At 37.6% G+C, this 21,873-nt stretch carries 18 protein-coding genes; 12 read left to right on the top strand and 6 right to left on the bottom strand.

Annotated elements, in window-relative coordinates; genetic code table 11:
* Window positions 1-61 precede the first annotated feature (61 nt).
* The 3 genes from prsA (at window position 62) to alaS (ending at window position 4,374) form a co-directional block, all read left to right on the top strand.
* Entirely contained in the window at window positions 62-1,000 is a 939-nt protein-coding gene (gene prsA / locus PCY10_RS04380; RefSeq protein ID WP_003073287.1) for a peptidylprolyl isomerase PrsA, read from the top strand.
* Between the two features lie 224 nt (window positions 1,001-1,224).
* Window positions 1,225-1,710: an LURP-one-related family protein gene (locus PCY10_RS04375; RefSeq protein ID WP_009568317.1), complete on the top strand. Its 486-nt coding sequence runs from the start codon at window positions 1,225-1,227 to the stop codon at window positions 1,708-1,710.
* Between the two features lie 45 nt (window positions 1,711-1,755).
* Window positions 1,756-4,374 carry an alanine--tRNA ligase gene (gene alaS / locus PCY10_RS04370; RefSeq protein WP_021002941.1) on the top strand — a complete coding sequence of 873 codons (2,619 nt, stop codon included), beginning with the start codon at window positions 1,756-1,758 and terminating at the stop codon, window positions 4,372-4,374.
* 62 nt (window positions 4,375-4,436) lie between these two features.
* On the opposite strand, the gene PCY10_RS04365 is transcribed toward alaS, so the two are convergent.
* From PCY10_RS04365 to PCY10_RS04345, 5 genes are all read right to left on the bottom strand, one after another.
* Window positions 4,437-5,975 carry an ABC transporter ATP-binding protein gene (locus PCY10_RS04365; protein WP_021002940.1) on the bottom strand — a complete coding sequence of 513 codons (1,539 nt, stop codon included), beginning with the start codon at window positions 5,973-5,975 and terminating at the stop codon, window positions 4,437-4,439.
* A gap of 61 nt (window positions 5,976-6,036) precedes the next feature.
* A complete protein-coding gene (locus tag PCY10_RS04360; protein WP_021002939.1) occupies window positions 6,037-7,275 on the bottom strand; it encodes an aminoacyltransferase in 1,239 nt (412 codons plus the stop codon).
* A 12-nt stretch (window positions 7,276-7,287) separates the two neighbouring features.
* A complete protein-coding gene (locus tag PCY10_RS04355; protein WP_301558898.1) occupies window positions 7,288-8,502 on the bottom strand; it encodes an aminoacyltransferase in 1,215 nt (404 codons plus the stop codon).
* Entirely contained in the window at window positions 8,502-9,311 is an 810-nt protein-coding gene (gene yidA / locus PCY10_RS04350; RefSeq protein ID WP_003073272.1) for a sugar-phosphatase, read from the bottom strand. Before yidA ends, PCY10_RS04355 begins: the two co-directional genes overlap by 1 nt.
* Window positions 9,301-10,620, bottom strand: coding sequence for an HD domain-containing protein (locus PCY10_RS04345; RefSeq protein ID WP_021002937.1), 1,320 nt, complete (start codon window positions 10,618-10,620; stop codon window positions 9,301-9,303). Before PCY10_RS04345 ends, yidA begins: the two co-directional genes overlap by 11 nt.
* Window positions 10,621-10,743: 123 nt before the next feature.
* Between PCY10_RS04345 and PCY10_RS04340 the strand changes: the two genes are divergently transcribed.
* The 8 genes from PCY10_RS04340 to ftsX all read left to right on the top strand — a co-directional run bounded on the left by PCY10_RS04340 (window position 10,744) and on the right by ftsX (window position 18,560).
* A complete protein-coding gene (locus tag PCY10_RS04340; RefSeq protein ID WP_021002936.1) occupies window positions 10,744-11,130 on the top strand; it encodes a DUF1934 domain-containing protein in 387 nt (128 codons plus the stop codon).
* 363 nt (window positions 11,131-11,493) lie between these two features.
* Window positions 11,494-14,187, top strand: a complete 2,694-nt coding sequence (locus tag PCY10_RS04335; protein ID WP_021002935.1) for a cation-transporting P-type ATPase — start codon at window positions 11,494-11,496, stop codon at window positions 14,185-14,187.
* Between the two features lie 57 nt (window positions 14,188-14,244).
* A complete protein-coding gene (locus tag PCY10_RS04330) occupies window positions 14,245-15,036 on the top strand; it encodes a DUF2785 domain-containing protein (RefSeq protein ID WP_021002934.1) in 792 nt (263 codons plus the stop codon).
* 162 nt (window positions 15,037-15,198) lie between these two features.
* The gene (locus PCY10_RS04325; protein WP_158459865.1) at window positions 15,199-15,360 is read left to right on the top strand and encodes an HAD hydrolase family protein; all 162 of its coding nucleotides are present in this window, start codon (window positions 15,199-15,201) and stop codon (window positions 15,358-15,360) included.
* 78 nt (window positions 15,361-15,438) lie between these two features.
* On the top strand, window positions 15,439-15,543 hold the full coding sequence (locus PCY10_RS04320; RefSeq protein ID WP_112384755.1) for a hypothetical protein: 105 nt from the start codon (window positions 15,439-15,441) through the stop codon (window positions 15,541-15,543).
* Between the two features lie 208 nt (window positions 15,544-15,751).
* Window positions 15,752-16,847 (top strand): peptide chain release factor 2 gene (prfB, locus tag PCY10_RS04315; protein WP_100207842.1). Its coding sequence is split into 2 segments (ribosomal slippage): window positions 15,752-15,823 and window positions 15,825-16,847, totalling 1,095 coding nucleotides; the frame shifts between segments, so codons are not numbered across the junction.
* A gap of 101 nt (window positions 16,848-16,948) precedes the next feature.
* Window positions 16,949-17,641: a cell division ATP-binding protein FtsE gene (gene ftsE / locus PCY10_RS04310; RefSeq protein WP_003073263.1), complete on the top strand. Its 693-nt coding sequence runs from the start codon at window positions 16,949-16,951 to the stop codon at window positions 17,639-17,641.
* Window positions 17,634-18,560 (top strand): permease-like cell division protein FtsX, encoded by a 927-nt coding sequence (gene ftsX, locus PCY10_RS04305; RefSeq protein ID WP_003078109.1) that lies wholly within the window; start codon window positions 17,634-17,636, stop codon window positions 18,558-18,560. The genes ftsE and ftsX overlap by 8 nt, the downstream gene beginning before the upstream one ends.
* A gap of 34 nt (window positions 18,561-18,594) precedes the next feature.
* On the opposite strand, the gene PCY10_RS04300 is transcribed toward ftsX, so the two are convergent.
* Window positions 18,595-19,230, bottom strand: coding sequence for an MBL fold metallo-hydrolase (locus PCY10_RS04300; RefSeq protein WP_021002933.1), 636 nt, complete (start codon window positions 19,228-19,230; stop codon window positions 18,595-18,597).
* A 136-nt stretch (window positions 19,231-19,366) separates the two neighbouring features.
* Between PCY10_RS04300 and PCY10_RS04295 the strand changes: the two genes are divergently transcribed.
* The gene (locus PCY10_RS04295) at window positions 19,367-21,826 is read left to right on the top strand and encodes a bifunctional DnaQ family exonuclease/ATP-dependent helicase (RefSeq protein ID WP_021002932.1); all 2,460 of its coding nucleotides are present in this window, start codon (window positions 19,367-19,369) and stop codon (window positions 21,824-21,826) included.
* The last annotated feature ends 47 nt before the right edge of the window (window positions 21,827-21,873 follow it).

Genomic DNA, 21,873 nt, shown 5'->3' with positions numbered 1-21,873 from the left:
AAGATATGAAATCTATTTTATGGTACAATAAGAAGGTGAATTAAAAAAAGGAGTATTCATAATGAAGAAAAAATTTCTAGCAGGAGCTATTACGCTTTTGTCGGTTGTAACGTTAGCAGCATGTTCACAAGCAGGTGGAAAAGATATTATCACGATGAAGGGGAGTACGATTACTGTTAGTGATTTTTACAACAAAGTGAAAAATAATGCAGCGGCTCAACAAGTGCTTCTAAATATGACAATCAAAAATGTTTTTGAAAAAAAATATGGTAAGAATGTCACAGAGAAAGAAGTTACTGAAACATTTAATAAAACTAAGAGTAGTTATGGGAATGCTTTTGCACAAGCATTGGCAAGAGCAGGATTGACAGAAGAGACTTACCGTGAACAAATTAAAACGAACAAATTAGTAGAATATGCGGTTAAAAAAGAAGCTGAAAAAAGCTTAACTGATGCTAACTATAAGAAAGCTTATGAGAGCTATACACCAGAAGTAACTGCTCAAATCATTAAAGTCAACAATCAAAATAAAGCAAAAGAACTTTTAGCAAAAGCAAAAGCTGAGGGTGCAGACTTTGGTAAATTAGCTAAAGAAAACTCCACTGATACAAAAACAAAAAATAAAGGTGGCGAAGTCAAGTTTGATTCAACTTCAACAGAAGTACCAACTGCGGTCCAAAAAGCAGCTTTTGCGCTTGAAGCAAATGGAATTTCTGAAGTTGTGACAGTCAAGACATCTGCGACTTCTACAAGTTATTATATTGTGAAAGTTAATAGCAAAAAGAAAAAATCTGATAATTGGAAAGATTATAAGACCCAATTGAAGAAGATGGTATTAGGTCAAAAGCAAAATGATCGTACGTTTATCCAAAAAGTTGTTGCCAAAGAATTGCAAGCAGCTAATATTAAAGTAAAAGATCAAGCTTTCCAAAATCTATTCTCACAATATGTTAAGTCAGATAACAAATCAACATCTAGCTCGTCATCTTCATCAAAATAAGTTGACGAAATGCTCATAAGTGAGTATAATAGGACTATTGAGAATTGATTTTTGCTCTCTTAGCACAGAGAATTGGCGGTGCTGCAAGCCATGTAAGAACGGAAATCATGCTACTCAAATAAAAAATTGCATACATAAATGAGAATGGCAAGTTCATTGAATGAAGGTGGTACCGCGGTTTTTCGCCCTTCGTCTAGTGGACTTGTCTTTTTGTGAGGAATGTCATGAAGACCTATCTTGTAAAACAGAAATTTCGCTTTGGTGGTGAAAAGTTTGATATCAAAGATGATCGAGGAAACGTTGATTATCAAGTGGAAGGAAGCTTTTTGAAAATTCCAAAAACCTTTACCGTTTATGACTACAAAGGTGAATTAGTTAGTCAGATTAGTAAAAAAGCACTTACAATTTTACCTCAATTTGAGATTCAATTACGCAATGGTTCGAATGTTTATATTCGTAAAAAATTTACCTTTTTACGAGATAAATATGAATTTGATAACTTAGGTTTGCGCGTGGAAGGCAATATCTGGGATTTGGAATTTCGCTTGCTAGATGATCAGGGACAAGTAATTGCAGAGATTTCAAAAAAACTTCTACACCTAATGTCCACTTATCAAGTCGTGATTCATGAAGATACTTACGCTGATTTAGTTATCTCTTTGTGTGTAGCTATTGACTATGTAGAGGCACTTGAAAATAGCTCTTCGTAGCTAATAGGAAAATCATCTAAAGAAAAGTTTTAAGGAGAAGAAAAAATGAAACAATTATCGAGCGCTCAAGTACGCCAAATGTGGTTAGATTTTTGGGCTTCAAAAGGGCATGCTATAGAGCCGTCTGTTAGTTTAGTGCCAGTCAATGACCCAACCTTGCTGTGGATTAACTCTGGTGTAGCAACGTTAAAAAAATATTTTGATGGTACTATTATTCCAGAAAATCCACGAATTACAAATGCGCAGAAGGCGATTCGGACGAACGATATTGAAAATGTCGGAAAAACAGCGCGGCACCATACCATGTTTGAAATGTTAGGAAATTTTTCTATTGGTGATTATTTCCGTGATGAAGCAATTGAGTGGGCCTTTGAACTCTTAACCAGCCCTGAATGGTTTGATTTCCCGAAAGATAAGCTCTATATGACTTATTATCCGGACGATCATGATTCTTACAATCGTTGGATTTCAGTTGGTGTAGATCCAAGCCATTTGATTCCAATTGAGGATAATTTCTGGGAAATTGGGGCAGGACCTTCTGGGCCCGATACAGAAATTTTCTTTGACCGTGGAGAAGCATTTGATCCTGAACATCAAGGACTTCGTTTACTTGCAGAAGATATTGAAAATGATCGTTACATTGAAATTTGGAATATTGTTTTGTCTCAATTCAATGCAGATCCATCTATCCCACGGAGTGAATATAAGGAGCTACCTCACAAAAATATTGATACAGGTGCAGGTTTAGAGCGTTTGGTGGCGGTTATCCAAGGAGCAAAAACAAATTTTGAAACAGACCTCTTTATGCCAATTATCCGCGAAGTAGAAAAATTATCCGGTAAGAATTATAATCCAGACGGAGATAATATGAGCTTCAAGGTCATTGCAGACCATATCCGTTCTTTGTCATTTGCTATTGGGGATGGTGCTCTTCCAGGAAATGAAGGACGTGGCTATGTTTTGCGCCGCTTGCTCCGTCGAGCTTCTATGCATGGTCAAAAATTAGGAATCAATGAGCCTTTTCTTTACAAACTCGTTCCAACAGTTGGAAAAATTATGGAAAGTTATTATCCAGAAGTGCTTGAAAAGCAAGATTTCATCGAAAAAATTGTCAAAAGTGAAGAAGAATCATTTGCTCGTACACTTCATTCAGGTCAACACTTTGCACAAAGTATTGTAAAGGAACTAAAAACAAAAGGACAGTCTGTTATTTCAGGAACTGATGTCTTTAAACTTTATGATACCTATGGTTTCCCAGTAGAGTTGACCCAAGAAATCGCTGAAGAAGCAGATATGACAGTAGATCGTGAAGGTTTTGAATTTGCTATGAAAGAGCAGCAAGAACGAGCGCGGGCTAGCGTTGTTAAAGGTGGCTCTATGGGCATGCAAAATGAAACCTTGCAAAACATCACAGCTGAAAGCCACTTTAATTATGAAAAAGAAACCTTATCCGCAAATTTGGTTGCGATTGTGGCAGCTGACGAAGAAGTTGAAGAAGTTTCAACTGGGAAGGCTTACCTTGTTTTTTCAGAGACGCCTTTTTATGCTGAAATGGGAGGACAAGTGGCAGACCATGGACATATTTTTGACTCTGAAGGTCAACTCGTTGCCCAAGTTGTAGATGTTCAAAAAGCCCCAAATGGCCAACCGCTCCATACGGTAGAAGTGCTAGCACCACTCACGTTAGGCCATGAGTATAAACTTGAAATTGACCACGATCGTCGTCACCGTGTGATGAAGAATCATACTGCAACACACCTACTTCATGCGGCTCTTCATCATGTCTTAGGTAAACATGCAACGCAAGCAGGCTCTCTCAATGAAGTAGAATTTCTTCGATTTGACTTCACTCATTTCCAAGCAGTTACAGCAGAAGAGCTACGTCGCATTGAGCAAGAAGTTAATGAAAAAATTTGGGAAGCGATTGACATTAAAACTATTGAAACAGACATTGATACTGCTAAAGAAATGGGTGCGATGGCTCTCTTTGGAGAAAAATACGGAAAAGAAGTTCGTGTGGTGACAATTGGAGATTACTCTATTGAGTTGTGCGGTGGTACTCACATGAAAAATACTTCTGAAATTGGTCTTTTCAAGATTATCAAAGAAGAGGGAATCGGCTCAGGAACTCGTCGCATTCTCGCTGTGACAAGTAAAGAAGCATTTGAAGCTTATCGTGAGGAAGAAGATACTTTGAAAGCTATTGCAACGGTATTAAAAGTCCCACAAATGAAAGAGATTTCGCGTAAAGTTGAAGCTTTACAAGACCAACTTCGCCAATTACAAAAAGAGAATGCAGAACTTAAAGAAAAGGCAGCGGCAGCAGCTTCAGGTGAAATTTTCAAGAACGTTCACGAAGTTAACGGATGTAGCTTTATTGCCAGTCAAGTTTCTGTATCCGATGCTGGAGCCCTTCGTACGTTTGCCGATACTTGGAAACAAAAAGACTATTCAGATGTTCTTGTCCTTGTGGCAGCTATTGGTGAGAAAGTCAATGTCCTTGTAGCTAGTAAGACAAAGGAGATTCATGCTGGTAATTTAATTAAAGAATTAGCACCAATTGTAGATGGTCGTGGTGGTGGTAAACCAGATATGGCTATGGCTGGCGGAAGCAACCAAGCAGCTATTCAAGAGTTACTAAAAGCCGTGCCAGAAAAGTTGTAATGAAAAAGCAATAACAAAAGATCGCAGGGATAAATCCTTGCGATTTTTTACTATTTTTAAATTTATAATTCAATCACTTGATCATAGCGCTTTAGAGTTTCATCTGAGTAATGATGAATGACTTCGATAACCGTTTGTGGAAGTGAAAATAAGACATCTTCGATTTCCTTTGCTGTTCGACTATCTAGATTTGATTTTACTTCATCTGCTAAAATAAAGTCTTTCTCATGATAAAGACTTCTAGCGATTTCTAATCGTTGTTTTTCGCCGCCGGATAAAGTTTGATTGCTGATTTTTTCTTTATCTTTTAGATGGAGAAGATGTACCTTTCTTAAAATCTCTTGCATCTTTTCAGAATGAAGGGGCTCACCTAAACTGATATTGTCATAAAAAGAAAGGTTATCAAAATAATGACTTTCTTGTAAAATGTAAGACCCGATTTGTTGTCTTGCTTCAGGGTTCAAATCTTTTCCATTAAAAGTAATTTGTCCAGAATCCGGTTTTAAAAAGCCAAATAGTACATTTAATAAAGTCGTTTTTCCACTGCCACTTTCACCGATAATAGCAATTTTTTCTCCAGAATGAATGGTGAAAGAAAAATCAGAGAGAATGACTTTCCCTTGATGACTGAAAGAAACCCGTTCAAATTGGATTGGAAAACAATTCTTGATAACTACTTTTTCATCACTGTTCTTACTTTCAGCTAAAAATTGGTATTTATCACAGAGATTTTTACTGGATTTTCGTGTATTGATGAAATAAGATAGCTCTTGAAATTGATAACCGATATTGTAAGACACAAGGTAAATAGCGACAAAACTAGCTGGAGTTAGCTTGCCATAATAAGTCATAAAACCGCCAATAAGAATGGGAAAAACGGAGCAAAACACATCAATGGTATTGATTAGAATATTGTTTATCGTTCTTTGTTTTTCAAACTGAACATTCTGATCCATATTGTTGAATAATTTCTTTTGGAAAATCGTGTAAAAGAAAGCCTGGCTATGATAGTTTTTGATCACTCTAGAACCAGCTATAAAACTAGACAGCAGAGAGATGTAGTCTTGATTGACTGTTGATTTTTTCTCAGATAGCCGATCTAGTTTTTTGGAGCCAATTCCACTGCATAGAGCTGGAATGGCATAGAAAATGATGAAAATGGCTCCTAACCAGAAGTTTGTCAATAAAGCATAAACGATAGAGACGCAGGTGAAACCAAGAGAACCAATGATAATCAAAGTGGATTCTACATAATTTTCTTCTATCTGTTTCACATCATTTTCTAAATCGGAAAGAATATCTTTATCTGATAGTTGATTGTCATAAAGAAAAGCCGCAAACATCTTTCCTTTTAGCTTCTTATTAAAGTCAGCAATGACCTTAGCATAGTAATAACGCTTTCCTGCTAAACCCAAGAGAATCAGGATATTTCCCAAAATTCCTAGTAGCAAGGTCTGCCAGAGAATCATTAAATTTTTCGCTTGAAAACTATCAATAATCATCCGAACGAGGGTAGGATTTAAGACCGACTCAACCCATGTCAGCACGATAAACAGAAAGTAAATGACTAATAGCTTTTTTGAGATAAAGTGTTTAAGCATATCTGATAATCCTTATCTAAAATACTATATTAAAAAACTCTCAAACAACTTTTTGAGAGTTTTAAGAGCGTCTTAAAAGTTGTTTAAGAAGACGAAGAAGTTTAAATTTGAGTGGTTGTGGATAGTAGCGGAAAGTGCCCATTTTACGAACGATGTAACCATTGAAGTTTTGTTTAAAACGGAGAACGCCGTCAGAACCATCAAATTGACCTGTAATTCCTAAAAAGTTGTAGAAAGGAATATTTCGTTTGATAGCTTCTTTCATGACATATTCTTGGAGAAGTGCTGGGGCGTAGAATTTGTTAAATTCAGGATAGGAACCACTAAAGAGGTAAGTCGCTTCCTGTGGTGTATAGATAAAGAGGCTGCCTGCAAGAACTTGGTCCTCTGTTCCATATTTATCTATCAATTCTTGCGCTTCAGCTTTGCGTGTTTCAAAACTTTCAAATTGGCTAGAGAATTCACGCAGTTGATTGTGCTTCTTCTCTGACTGAGGATTTTTTTCTAAATCCGCTTCTAATTTTTTGATCTTTTGTTCTAGTTTTTTTTGATCATTTTGCAGATGTTGCAAGTAATCTTGAAAATTAAGCGTTGCAATCATGAAGTCCGCTTGATTGCCAAAAGCATCATAGAAATCTTGATAATAATCTAATGCTTTATCGCTATATTCACGCCGTTCGGATGTGGCAGAAGTGATTTCCTTGAAAATATTTAATTCGTCTCTTTTCAGTTTTTTTAGTTGAATGCCGAAAGTACTCGCCTTTTTGACGGTTGATTTGCCATTTTTGCTGAAGGATTTAAGCAGATCCTTTTCAGTCAGTCCGGTTAAATCTTTGACATAGTGCCAATCAGGTTCGCCACCAGGATAGCCAGTCTGTAAGCCGTCAAATTCATAGCCCAAATCCGTCAATTCTTGTATCAACTCGGGTCTTTCTGGAGAGCTTGGCTGGCCATTGCTGTCAAATGTTTGATATGTTTCATACGGTTTGACAATTAGCTCTAAAGCACCATTTTCTTTAGCGTAGGTCTTGAGTTCATGGTAGAAATGTTGCAGGTCATGAGGATTTGTTGAAACAGGGCCGCAATTTATTTCCATGTGAAGTCCACCTGTCATGGGCATACTGTAGAGTACAGCCGAAACAGTCACTTCGTCATGCTCATTTGTATATCCTACATATTGACAAGTAAAGCCGCGTTTTGATAAGAGCTTCTCCATTTCTACCGTCTGCATAAAAGAACGTTGAGCGCAAGAAGTGCTATGTTTTACAAATTCTTCCTGACGAAGTCGTTTGAATGTCATGTAATTCCTTTCTTAGTGTTTACTGCGGAATTTTTTTCTCAGAGTATAGGCGATATTTGATAAGTGATAAAGAGGGTTGGTTGGGAGATTAAATTCACCAGCGTATTCCTCAATAGTCGGGTTGAATTTAGACTTGAAGTGGTAAAGCCCGCCGTCTAAATCATTTTCAACACCGCCCATATTTTGCCAATTAGCTCCGCGTTCAAAAGCGTGTTTAGCGGTTTCGTACCAAGTCAGGATAGCTGGTTGGTAGCGGCGGTATTCTTCGTCCATCCCAGCATAGATATTTTCAGAGGTAGTTCCATATTCGAGAACCAAAGTTCCAGATAGAGGCACTGTTATGGCTCCTTGAGTCATTTTTTCTGCTAAGAAGTCCATTTCTTCTTGCAGTCGTTTTTGTTCCTGCTTGTTGTTTTCAATTTTACCGGGCTTGGTTTTTTCAGTAAATTTGCTAGCTTCTTTTTCAGCTTTGGATTTTTGTACTTGGAGACTTTCTAGACGCTCGTTTAAATTAATACTTGCAAGTGTGATATAGGAATGCTCAGGGTAGGTATCCAGCAGTTTTTGATAATAATCTTGACCACGCAGATGGATACTTTTTCGGTTTTCTGTTTTTTTCATCAAAGCAGAGAAATCGTCCAAAAGCTCTGAACCACCAAACTGGACTTGAATACCTTTGTTGCGAGCAGTGCGAATGGCTTGTCGTGTGCTTTTCGATAAAAGTTCTTCGCTGAAATTATCCTTGTAAATATTTGCTTGAAAGCGTGGCTGAATGGTTTCATCCAATAATTCAGTGCGTCCAAGCCAGATAGCACCTGCTTTTTGCAAGTTGTTAATCAAATCAAGAGTTTTTGGATTGTCCTGTCTCTCTTCCCCACTTTGATTTTGAACTAAGAAAAGACTAGGATCAAACTTGATAAAAAGAGCTTTTTTAGTTTTAGCAAATTTTTTCAAAGAAGTCAGAACAAAGTGTAGCAATTCCTGATCTTGATAGTCCATAATAGGGCCACGCGGAATATAGAGCATGGTCATACTGAGTGGCAGCGGCTTGATGAGAATGCTAGCCGAGGCTACTAATTGATTATTTTTGTAAAAACCAATTCGTTCATTGTCCCAGTTATCTTTAACCTTTGCCCAAGAAGCACTTTGAAGTAAGTTGGTTTGAGAACTTTGCTTAACAAAATCATCGTGTGCTTGAACAGAGATTCCGATTTTATAAGTGTACATTAGTTTAAAACCCACTCTCTAATAGCGTATGCAACACCGGATTCGTCATTTGATTTGGTAATGTATTTGGCGATTTTTTTCAGTTCATCAGTTCCATTTTCCATTACAACAGGATTTCCCACGACTTCTAGCATAGAACGATCATTTTCTTCGTCACCAATCGCCATAGTTTCTTCTTTTGTCAATCCTAATTTTTCTGCCAGATGCACGACTGCAGCTCCTTTGTTGACAGTTTTTTTGACAATTTCTAAGTAAAAAGGTGCAGATTTTACGAGTGTGTATTTATCGTACAATTCTTTAGGAAGTTTCGTGATTGCTTGATCTAACGTTTCTGGTTCGTCGATATACATGATTTTGACGATTTCTTTGTCTATCATCTCTTCTGGGGTGCGATAGTAAACTGGCATATTGACCAGACCAGCTTCGTAAACAGTATATTTTCCAATATTGCGGTTAGCAGTATAAATGCCGTCTTTAGTGATAGCGTGCATGTGAACTCCTAGCTTGTGGCTGAGGTATTCAATATCCAAATAATCATCATAAGACAAGGATTCTTTAATATATTCCTCTCCTGTGACTGTATCTTGAACCAACCCACCATTGAAAGTAATGACATAGTTTCCTGGCTCATTTAGATGCAACTCTTCAAGCAAATTCCTCACTCCTGGAATAGGACGTCCGGTTGCAATGACAATTTTTACCCCAGCATCTTTTGCATCTTGTATAGCAGAAAAGACTTCTGGAGTGATTTCTTTTTTGCCATTTAATAAGGTTCCGTCAATATCAACGGCGACTAGTTTAATACTCATGTTTGTGTGATTCTCCATATATGAATTGATCGTTTTTAATATACGACAAGAAAGTTTTACTATTTTCACTAAAAAGTCCAGCATCTTTCAGCATTTCTTTTGGAAAATAGAAACGATTATCTCCATGTCTTGTTCCTGCTAGCGATTCAACAATAGGCGACAAAGTGGATAATTCAGCGAGACTGTTATCTTTTTGCACGATTTCAATCTGAGTTCGAGGTTTTTCGACATCTGGGCGATAGAAATCATAAGGTAGGTCAAAATTACGATGAATGGCCGTGTAGTAGTCGGGGTTAAAGCCGACTTCTGCAACTAAATTCCGCATGATATTCAGCTGTTTTTCATTTTTTTCAGAGAAAATAATAGATTTAAAGACCTTACGGTTGATGAAACGCTGTGCTAAATCCGATAAAATCGTATCAGGACTACTCATCCAGACTTGAAAATAAGTGTTCATCACGCCGTCATCCAATGCTAAATAATCTTTCAAAGTCACTCTTTTTTCAAAGAAAGGAATAAGGTTGGGAGAAGAAAGCAAAAAATAGTCTTTCTGCTTTTCATAGAGAAATTTAGCTCGTTTGAGTAAATTCTGTAAGAGTACCTCCATCGCACGACTAGCAGGATGAAAATAAACTTGCATATACATTTGATAACGACTGACGACATAATCTTCCACAGCATGCATACCGCTGCGTTTGAAAGCAATGCCATTTTCGACAGGGCAAATAACACGTAAAATTCGTGTCAAATCAAATCGTCCATAAGAAGCACCTGTGTAGTAAGAGTCTCGCAAGAGGTAATCCATACGATCCACATCAATCTGACTGGAAATGAGTTGCACCACCTGTTTGTTTGGATAGGTATGGTTGATAACGCTGGCTACTTTTTCAGGAAAATCAGGCGCAACTTGAATCAGCACTTGGTTAATCTCTGTTTCAGGGTTTGTGATAATTTGACGTGTGATTTCCTCGTGATTAGTATCAAAGAGGTGCTCGAAAGTATGTGAATAAGCACCATGACCTACATCATGCAAGAGGGCAGTCGTCATGACTAGGAGGCTCTCGTGTTGATCCCAAATTTCTGGGTATTTTTCGTCGAATATCTTTGTGATTCGACGTGCAATTTCATAAGCTCCAAGACAATGTGAAAAACGGCTGTGTTCACCGCCGTGAAAGGTATAGCCGGAAGTTCCTAACTGTTTAATGCGGCGCAGTCGTTGAAATTCTTTGGTATTTATTAAATCATAGATAACTTGGTGATCTACATGGATGTAATTGTGCACGGGATCACGAAATACTTTTTCAATCATGGCTCTATTATACCATAAACAGAAGAAGACCACACTGAAAAAATTAAGGGAAAGACGAGAAGAAATCTTTGACATTTTCTGGTAAAATAGAAAAAGAGAACTAGTAAATGAGGAGTTTGTAGTGTGAAGGTTAGAATCAGAAATCAGATTCAGTTCGATGAACAAGTAGAACAAATTGATCAAAGGTATGATGGAGAATGGATGCAAAAAGGGTCTTATTGCTATTTAGTCTTTAAAAATGAAGAAAATGAACAAGTAGTGCTGAAATTTCATGATAAAGAACTGACTATGACACGATTTTCTACTCCTAAATCTTTGATGCGGTTTATCAAAGGAGGGAAATCCGTGGTTGATATTCCCACGCCAGTTGGCATGCAGCAATTCATCACGGAAACCAGTCATTATCAAGTTGATTTGAAAAAACAAGTACTTGAACTTCATTATCAATTGAGAACACGTGATAGTGAGCAGATTTTTGCAAGTTATCAAATGGAGATTTCCTGGAAATAGGATAGAGAAAAATGATTCCCAGTTTAGCAATAGTTGCTATGTTGGTTGTCAGTAGATGTATTTGATTTTTCGTAATCAGAGACAATATGTCTTTAGATTCAATTTTGCCAAACTTCATAGTGATTATTTTATTTATTTCAGCTGGTTATCTGTTGAGTAAAAATAGGCAGTTACTGAACTTTTTTGCTTGAAAAAATCAAAAAATTTGATATAATAAAGACACTCAAGGGAGTAGCTAGCGGGATATCCGTTACAAGGTCGTCAATACGAAAGCAATTTCCGGCCTTGTATGAAACAGCGAGACTTGTTACAGTAAACAGGTCTCTTTTTGTTTGTCAAAAAGAGATTAAAGGAGGAACTATTTTGTCGAAAGAACAAAAGCGCCAAGCGTTTTATACGCAAAGTTCGGAAGAAGTTTTAAAGAATTTGGAAACTTCTGAGCAGGGTTTAACAAGCAATGAAGCTGCTAAGCGTTTAGATGAGTACGGTCGCAATGAACTAGATGAAGGAGAGAAAAAATCCCTTCTGATGAAATTCGTTGAGCAATTCAAGGATTTGATGATTCTCATTTTGCTGATTGCTGCTATTCTTTCAGTTGTGACTTCAGGTGGTGAAGATATTGCAGATGCGATTATTATCCTAGCTGTGGTCATTATTAATGCCATTTTTGGAGTTTATCAAGAAGGCAAGGCAGAAGAAGCAATTGAAGCACTAAAATCTATGTCTAGCCCAGCTGCGCGCGTGCTGCGTGACGGACATGTGACAGAAGTGGATTCTAAGGAATTAGTTCCAGGAGACATCGTTATACTGGAAGCTGGTGATGTGGTACCTGCTGATATGCGTCTTTTGGAAGCGAACACGTTGAAAATCGAAGAAGCAGCTCTGACTGGTGAATCTGTTCCTGTTGAAAAACATCTGACTGTTGATGTAGCTGCAGATGCAGGACTGGGTGACCGCATCAATATGGCTTTCCAAAATTCAAATGTTACGTACGGACGGGGAATGGGTGTAGTTGTCAATACAGGTATGTATACGGAAGTTGGTCATATTGCTGGTATGCTTCAGAACGCTGATGAAACAGATACTCCACTCAAGCAAAATCTAAATGGTCTGTCAAAAGTGCTCACCTATGCGATTTTAATTATTGCAGCTATCACTTTTGTGGTTGGTGTATTCGTTCAAGGAAAAGATCCACTGGGAGAATTGATGACATCAGTTGCACTTGCCGTTGCAGCAATTCCAGAGGGGCTCCCTGCTATTGTAACCATTGTCTTGGCACTTGGTACCCAAGTTTTGGCTAAGAGAAATTCCATTGTCAGAAAGCTTCCTGCAGTTGAGACGCTTGGCTCTACTGAAATTATTGCTTCTGATAAGACTGGTACGTTAACTATGAACAAAATGACAGTTGAGAAAGTCTTCTATGATGGTAGCTTGCACGAAGCAAAACAAGCTATTGACCTCGGACTCGACTTGCCTTTGCTACGCTCGGTTGTACTTGCTAATGACACTAAAATCGACCAAGAGGGGAAACTCATTGGAGATCCAACGGAAACAGCCTTTATCCAGTATGCTTTAGATAAAGGGTATGATGTCAAGGCCTTTTTGCAACAGTATCCTCGTGTAGCAGAGTTGCCGTTTGATTCTGAACGTAAGCTCATGTCAACTATTCATCCTTTGCCAGACGGTCGATTTTTGGTTGCTGTAAAAGGTGCGCCAGATCAACTCTTAAAACGTTGTGTGTCTCGTGACAAGGCAGGAACTATTGCTCAGATTGATGAGGCAACGACCCAGCTGATTAAAGATAATAACTCAGGTATGGCTCATCAAGCCTTGCGCGTGTTGGCTGGCGCCTACAAAATTATTGATGAAATTCCGGAAAATCTAACATCTACAGTTCTTGAAAATGATTTAATTTTCACAGGTATGATTGGCATGATTGACCCTGAACGTCCAGAAGCTGCAGAAGCTGTACGGGTTGCGAAAGAAGCAGGCATTCGTCCGATTATGATTACAGGTGATCACCAAGATACAGCGGAAGCTATTGCCAAACGTCTAGGAATTATCAATGATGATAGTAAAGACCATGTCATGACTGGTGCCGAGCTTAACGAATTGTCAGACGAAGAGTTTGAAAAAGTTGTTGGCCAATACTCTGTCTATGCACGGGTATCTCCTGAACATAAGGTGAGGATTGTCAAAGCTTGGCAACATCAAGGTAAAGTTGTTGCTATGACCGGTGATGGTGTCAATGATGCCCCAGCCCTGAAGACAGCCGACATCGGTATTGGAATGGGAATCACTGGGACCGAAGTTTCGAAAGGTGCTTCTGACATGATTCTGGCTGATGATAACTTTGCAACGATTATCGTGGCTGTTGAAGAAGGCCGTAAAGTCTTCTCTAACATTCAAAAGACGATTCAATATTTGCTTTCGGCCAATACGGCAGAAGTTTTGACTATTTTCCTAGCAACTCTTTTTGGTTGGGATGTGCTGCAGCCGGTTCACCTACTTTGGATTAATTTAGTGACAGATACTTTCCCTGCCATTGCTCTGGGAGTTGAACCTGCTGAGCCAGGTGTGATGACGCATAAACCGCGTGGTCGTAAGTCTAGCTTCTTCTCAGGTGGTGTCATGAGCTCGATTATTTACCAAGGATTCTTGCAAGGTGCTCTAGTGTTAGGGGTTTATGCCTATGCCTTGATGAATCCTGTTCATGTTGGGGATATGAGAGCTATTCATGCAGATGCCTTAACCATGTCTTTTGCAACACTTGGATTAATTCAACTCTTCCACGCTTTTAATGTGAAATCTGTTTATCAATCACTTCTGACGGTCGGACCATTCAAGTCTAAAACCTTTAATTGGTCTATCTTGGTCTCCTTTATCTTGTTGGCTTCTACTATTTTGATTGAGCCACTAGAAGGAATTTTTCATGTGACAAAATTGGATCTTTCACAATGGGCAGCAGTCCTTATTGGCAGTTTTTCAATGATTATCATTGTAGAAATTGTCAAATTTATCCAACGCAAACTTGGCTTTGATAAGAATGCTATTTAAGAAAGAAAAGTCATCTTCGGATGACTTTTTCTAATAATCTAATTGAAAAGGAAAGATATGGAAAAAATACTAAAAGAAAAATTAGCACAGGATATGCCGATTTATCAACAAGAAGAAATCCTTTGGATGTTAGATCATATTGGTCATCCAAATTATAAAATACGAGATGACTTAATCTTTGTTTCTCTAGCCAGAGCCATACAAGAACAGTTATTTACAAAGGACCAGTTTGATTTTGTAGTGGTTGAAGCTCTTAAACGACAGGGGCTTTTGTATAAAAAGGAAGAAGTTGGTCAGGCTACTCTGATTCGATCTTTTACGGCTTTATTATTCGCTAATTTGCTAAATGCAGATGCTAAGAAAAATTCACTTTATTTTAAAAGACTTTCTAGTCATCAAAGAATGGCTCTATTTGAACAAGGTCTGTCTTATTTATTGTATGAAAATGATAGCACTGGTTATTCTGAAGAATATGGTTGGGTGCATGCCTTTGCTCATGGTGCAGATCTTTTAGTTGAGATTATCTGTCATCCAGATTTTCCTATAACACGAGTAAATGAGGTTCTTCAAGTATTAGAAAAGATTTTTAAAAGAGTGGATTGGCGCTTTATTAGTGATGAAGATTGGCGTTTGGCACGAGTAATCTATCAAGCTGTTTTAAATGAGAGGCTCTCACAAACCAGAGTTGCGGTTTGGTTAACTTCGCTTAGCTTTCCGTTAGAAAACTCAATAGACTTTATACAGTTTTCCAATGTTCGTTCGTGCTTATTAGAAATTTATCTCCAATTAAATAAAGAAAAAGTTCTTGCAGACGAGCTGAGAGAAACCATTCACTTATTTTCGTACTAGATTTCAAAAGAGATAAGTGTAGCTACAATTTCTTCGTTAAAATGCTTCTTCTTGTATTTTAAAAAAAGAGATAGGAATGATTCTCGTCAAAAATCATAGGAATTTTTAAGTTTCTTAGTGTAAAATGGAGGTAAAGAGGAGGGATAAAAGATAATCAAATTAGTGGCATTTGATGCGGATGATACATTTCTGTGCTCTGACAATACCTATGATGTGGAGCACTTCGAGAAAATTTATCGAATGTTGCAAGATAAAGATATTAAAGTAGTTGTCATCTCAGATAATCAATATGCCCAACTGGCTTCGTTTTTTCCAAAACATTGACTTCACAGGAGATAATGGCTTTTGGAGATAGTGGAAATAACCTAAAAATGCTAGCTTGTGTTAGGATACAGCTATGCGATGAAAAGCAGCTCTGAAATAGTAAAGAGAGTAGCAAAATATCAAGCACCAGGTAATCAAGAATCAGGTGTTTTAGAAGCTCTTGAACAAGAGCTAGTAAAATAGTTCACTACTATATAAATCATTTTTCTGTATCTGTCTACTTAATATTCCTCTTCAGATGGCAATCTATCTAACAATCATGTAACAAAAAATGAAATTTCTTGATTACAACTTAGAAATTTTATACAATAACTATTATTGGATTCTGTCAGAAGTTAGAAAAAAATACTGATTTATGATATAATAAAATGATGCATGAAAAGAGGTAACTATGGATATTTCAGAAATTCGTCAAAAAATTGACGCAAATCGTGAAAAATTAGCTTCTTTCAGGGGGTCTCTTTGACTTAGAAAGTCTGGAAGAAGAAATCGCCATCTTAGAAAACAAGATGACAGAACCTGACTTTTGGGATGACAACATTGCAGCGCAAAAAACATCTCAAGAATTAAACGAACTCAAACAAACCTATAGTAATTTTCACCAAATGACTGATTTATTTGATGAATTGGAAATTTTACTGGATTTCTTGGCTGAAGACGCATCTGTGCAAGAGGAATTAGAAGAAAAGCTGGATGAGCTGGATAAGATGATGGGAAGTTATGAGATGACCTTGCTGTTATCAGAACCCTATGATCATAACAATGCTATCCTTGAGATTCATCCAGGATCTGGAGGTACAGAGGCGCAAGACTGGGGCGATATGTTGCTTCGGATGTATAATCGGTTTGGTAATGCCCATGGCTTTAAAGTCGAAGTGTTAGATTATCAAGCAGGAGATGAAGCGGGGATTAAGTCGGTGACCCTTTCATTTGAAGGACCACATGCGTATGGTCTGCTCAAGTCAGAAATGGGAGTTCACCGTTTGGTGCGGATTTCGCCATTTGATTCCGCTAAACGCCGTCATACTTCCTTTACCTCAGTAGAGGTTATGCCAGAGTTGGATGATACCATTGAGGTGGAAATCCGCGATGACGATATTAAGATGGATACTTTCCGTTCGGGAGGAGCCGGTGGTCAGAACGTCAACAAGGTTTCTACTGGTGTTCGTTTGACACATATACCAACGGGAATTGTAACTCAATCCACTGTTGATCGTACCCAGTATGGAAATCGTGATCGGGCCATGAAATTACTGCAAGCAAAACTCTACCAAATGGAGCAAGAGAAGAAAGCAGCCGAGGTAAACTCGCTCAAAGGAGATAAAAAAGAAATCTCTTGGGGGAGTCAAATCCGTTCTTATGTTTTTACACCATACACTATGGTTAAAGATCATCGAACTGGTTACGAAGTAGCTCAAGTTGATAAAGTCATGGATGGTGATTTAGATGGCTTTATAGATGCTTACTTGAAATGGCGATTAAATTAAACATGAATTTAAGAGAGTGGAACAGAGATTGTAATTGCATATAATTAAAGTTATCAATCCCACTCCTTCAACTATCTGATGAAAGGAACTCTTAACAATAAATGTCAATTATTGAAATGAGAGATGTTGTCAAAAAGTATGACAACGGGACAACAGCCCTGCGTGGTGTGTCTATTGAAGTAAATCCAGGAGAATTCACTTATATTGTAGGACCTTCTGGAGCTGGTAAATCAACGTTTATTCGTTTATTATATCGAGAAGTAAAACTTGATAAAGGTAGCTTACAAGTTGCTGGATTTAATCTGGCTAAGATAAAAAAACGCGATATTCCAATGTTACGTCGAAGTGTTGGTGTCGTTTTCCAGGATTATAAATTGTTACCTAAAAAGACGGTGTATGAAAATATCGCCTATGCTATGGAAGTTATTGGTGAACGCCGCCGGAATATTAAAAAACGTGTTATGGAAGTACTGGACTTGGTTGGCTTGAAGCATAAAGTTCGTTCTTTTCCAAATGAACTATCAGGTGGTGAACAACAGCGGATTGCAATTGCACGTGCTATTGTAAATAATCCAAAAGTTTTAATCGCAGATGAACCAACAGGAAATTTGGATCCAGATAATTCGTGGGAAATCATGAATTTACTAGAAAGAATCAATCTGCAAGGAACAACTGTTTTAATGGCCACTCATAATAGCCAAATTGTAAATACTTTGCGTCACCGCGTTATTGCCATCGAAAATGGTCGTGTGGTGCGTGATGAAGCAAAAGGAGAATACGGATACGATGAATAGTAGATTTTTAAGTCACCTGCTAGAATCGCTTAAGAGTTTAAAGCGAAATGGTTGGATGACAGTTGCTGCAGTCAGCTCCGTGATGATTACACTGGGCTTAGTCGCAATCTTTGTGTCAGTCATTTTAAATACAGCGAAGTTAGCAACAGATATTGAAAACAATGTACGGGTTATGGTCTATATGCGACCAGATACAGCGGACAATAAAAAGACCATTACAAAAGAAGGTCAAAAAGTCAAGAATGAGGATTATCATAAAGTTTATAACGCCCTCAATAAGATGTCTCATGTGAAATCAGTGAAGTTTTCTAGTAAAGAAGAACAATTAAAGAAATTAACAGAAGTCATGGGGAAAGATTGGAAACTCTTTGAAGGAGATGCTAATCCTTTGCATGATGCCTATATCGTGGATACAACAGAACCGAAGTATGTCAATTCTGTTGCAAATAATGCGAAGAAAATTGAAGGTGTTTCTGAAGTTGAAGATGGCGGTGCTAATACAAAACGTATCTTTGCTCTGGCTGAGTTTATCCGTACATGGGGAACCGTTGGGGTGCTTCTTTTAGTCTTTATCGCTGTTTTCTTGATTTCAAATACCATCCGTATTACAATTATTTCGCGTAGCCGTGAAATTCAAATCATGCGTCTAGTCGGCGCTAAAAACAGTTATATTCGAGGTCCCTTCTTGTTAGAAGGAGCCTGGATTGGATTGTTCGGAGCGGTTATTCCGGCTGGGTTAGTCTATTTTGTTTATGAAGTAGCTTATAAGTCATTCAATCCATCACTTGCCAGTCAGAATCTTTCAATGATTATGCCGCAAACCTTTGTTCCACTGATGATTACCTTCCTCTTTGTCGTAGGAATTATTATTGGGTCATTCGGTTCAGTTCTTTCCATGAGACGATTCTTGAGGATTTAGTAGAAAAATATAAAAAAGCCTGTTTAGGCTTTTTTTAATGTAAAAATGGATTAAACATTTTTTCGTGGACAATGGTGGTTTGAGAACCATGTCCGGGATAGACATCATAATCAGGTAAGGTTAGTAATTCTTTTTTGATACTCGAAATAAGTTGATCTGAGTTTCCGGTATATAAATCTGTTCGACCAATTGTCTCACAGAACAAGGCGTCACCTGTTAATACAAAATGTTCCTTAGGGAATATGATTGAAACGCCACCGATTGAATGTCCTGGTGTTGGTACGACATAAAAATAAAAATCATCTATATTGTAAGGAATATGATAGTCATAAAAAGCATTGGCGGGTTGGAGAACAACATCATCAATATTCTGATGGCGATCTAGTCCGGATAAATTATACTCTGGAGTATAAAGCCAGGCTGCTTCGCTTTCAGCCACGTAGACAGGAGGCTCGTGAAAGTCTTGACGAACTAAATCAACGCTCATAATATGATCGTAATGAGTATGAGTCAGCAAAATAGCTGTAATTGGCTTATTGATTTCTTGAATTTTTGCTGCAATTTTCTCCCAGTCACTACCCGGATCAACTACGATAAGATGATGCTCGTTTTCTAAATAATAAGTATTTTCGTATGCTTGAGAATTTAAAGTTTTATGAATTGTTATCATGAGAGCTCCCTTCCTTTCATAGTTTAACAAAAAATGTGAGAAATGACACAAAAGAAATATTGCTTTATTTGTCAAAAGAAAATAAGACATAAAACGTGATACGAAATAGTTGGATTTATGGTATAATTTTTCTAGTATGACACAAGAAAAAAGAAAATATGCTGTGGTAGATTTGGAGGCGACCAGTGCCCGCAGCAATGCAAAGATTATCCAAGTCGGAATTGTAATCATTGAAAATGGACAGATTGTCAAAGCTTATGAAACTGATGTGAACCCTCATGAGAAGTTGGATCCTCATATTCGCCAATTAACAGGATTGACAGATAAGCGATTGAGAAAGGCGCCAGACTTTTCTCAAGTGGCTCGTGAGATTTATGAATTGATTGAAGATGCCATTTTTGTGGCTCATAATGTGAAATTTGATGCCAATTTACTTGCAGAAGCCCTTTTTTGGGAAGGGTTTGAATTAGTGACTCCGAGGATAGATACGGTGGAACTTGCGCAAGTTTTTTTTCCAAAATTTGAAAAATATAATCTAGGAATTTTATGTGAACAGTTAGAAATTCCTTTAGAACACGCACATACAGCTCTTGCGGATGCCTCGGCAACAGCTACATTATTTTTAAAAATACAAGAAAAAATTCAAAAACTTCCAAAAGAGTTAGTGGAATATTTGTTAACGTTTTCGAATAGTTTGATTTATGAATCACGTTTGGCAATAGAGGATGCTTTTGATCATATGTCGGGTTTCACTTGCCATGATTTGATAAAGCAGCAGGGGATTTTTCTTAGAAAAAGTAAAAGGATTAAAAAAGCAAGGAAGTTATCCAAAAATTTCCAACACAACATCAGTTTGTTGGATTTAGAGGAACGAAAAGAACAAGATGAGTTTGCCCATGCGGTAGAACAGGCTTTAAAAAGTCATCAATCAAGCTTTTTACAAGCTCAGACGGGGTTAGGAAAGACCTATGGTTACTTACTTCCAGCTTTGGGGCAAACGAGCAAGCAAATCTTGGTGACGGTTCCTACGAAAGTATTGCAGGATCAGATTGTGGCAAATGAAGGACAGAACTTAGAACAAATTTTTCATATTTCTCTTCATAGCTTAAAAAGTCCTGCCAATTATTTGAAACTTGACTTCTTTTATGATAGTTTGCAACAAGTAGATGATAATCGTCTGGTCAATCGTTGCAAAATGTTACTTTTAGTTTGGCTTACAGAAACAGAATCGGGCGATCTGGATGAAATTGGCCAACGACATCGTTATCAGACTTATTTACAACAGGTTCTTCATGACGGGAAATTGAGCAAAAAATCTCATTTTTGGGATACAGATTTTTGGCAAAAAGGTCAAGAAAAATCGAAGCGTAGTCGTGTGTTAGTGACGAATCATGCCTATTTTTTGACGCGGTTAGAAGATGATAAGTCAATTGTAGAAAATCGGCTTTTGATTGTGGATGAAGCGCAGAAGTTGTTTTTAGCTTTGGAAAATCTATCTCGAAAATCACTTAATATGACAAAATGCTTGCAGCAGATTCAATTGGAACTTGCAAGAGCAGATACCATTTTACAACGCCGTTTATTAGAAGATATTCAATTTGAGTTGGCTCATGCGGCGGAACAATTTCAACGCTACAAAAAAAATGAACTAACGAAAGAAGCCTGTTCTAAACTCAGACAAGATTTGTTAGAGTTAGCTCCAACGTCCCTTTTGGAATTACGTGCGATTTTTACTACAAAATATGACCAGTTTTGGTTGAAAGAAGACCAATTTGATGATTATCGGGTGATGATGTTAGAAGCTACTTGTCTAAAAGTGCTAGATTTTAGATCCTTGTTACCTGAAAAAGTTCAGGTCTTATTTGTTTCAGCAACGTTGGAAATTAGCAAAAAAGTTCATTTGGCCCATTTACTTGGTTTTGAAAATGCACCATTTTATCAGTTACCACAGAAAATGAAGTTTCAGCAGAAAATATGGCTGGACAAGGATTTCCCAAATGTGGTGGATTTAGATGTGGAGACATATGCAGATTTGATTGCTAAATGGGTTCATAAGTTAGCTGATCAAGAAATCCCTATTTTGGTTTTGTTTACATCAAAATCATTACTACTGGCTGTTTCAGAACGCTTACGTCTTCCTCATTTAGCCCAGTATAAGAATGGCGAAGCAGCTAATATTAAACGTCGCTTTGATAGAGGAGAAACTAGTATTTTACTAGGATCTGGTAGTTTTTGGGAGGGAACGGATTTTTCTAGTCAGAAGCAAATGATTGAAATGATTACGCGAATCCCTTTTGATAATCCGAGTGATTTCTTTACACAGAAACTTAATAATAAATTGCGACAAGAAGGTAAGAATCCTTTTTATGATTATAACTTGCCTGTCGCGATTTTACGCATAAAACAGGCTTTAGGTCGTACCGTTCGACATCAAGAACAGCAATCAGCAGTTGTTATTTTAGACAATCGCATTTTAAGTAAGCGATATGGACGCCAAATTCAAACAGCTCTAGAAAAAGTTTCTCCGCTATCCATCACAAGTATGAAACAAATTCCAAAAGAGATAGAGCAATTTTTGAAAAAGGAAACGATGTAACTTCAATTTATTAATGACTCAGTTCAAAGTAAACTGAGTTTTTTTGT

The sequence above is a fragment of the Streptococcus sp. SI1 genome, from assembly GCF_030439945.1.
Taxonomy (GTDB): Bacteria; Bacillota; Bacilli; order Lactobacillales; family Streptococcaceae; genus Streptococcus; species Streptococcus intermedius.
The sequence above is the reverse complement of the archived record's forward strand: the minus strand, read 5'-3'. Positions and strand labels throughout refer to the sequence as shown.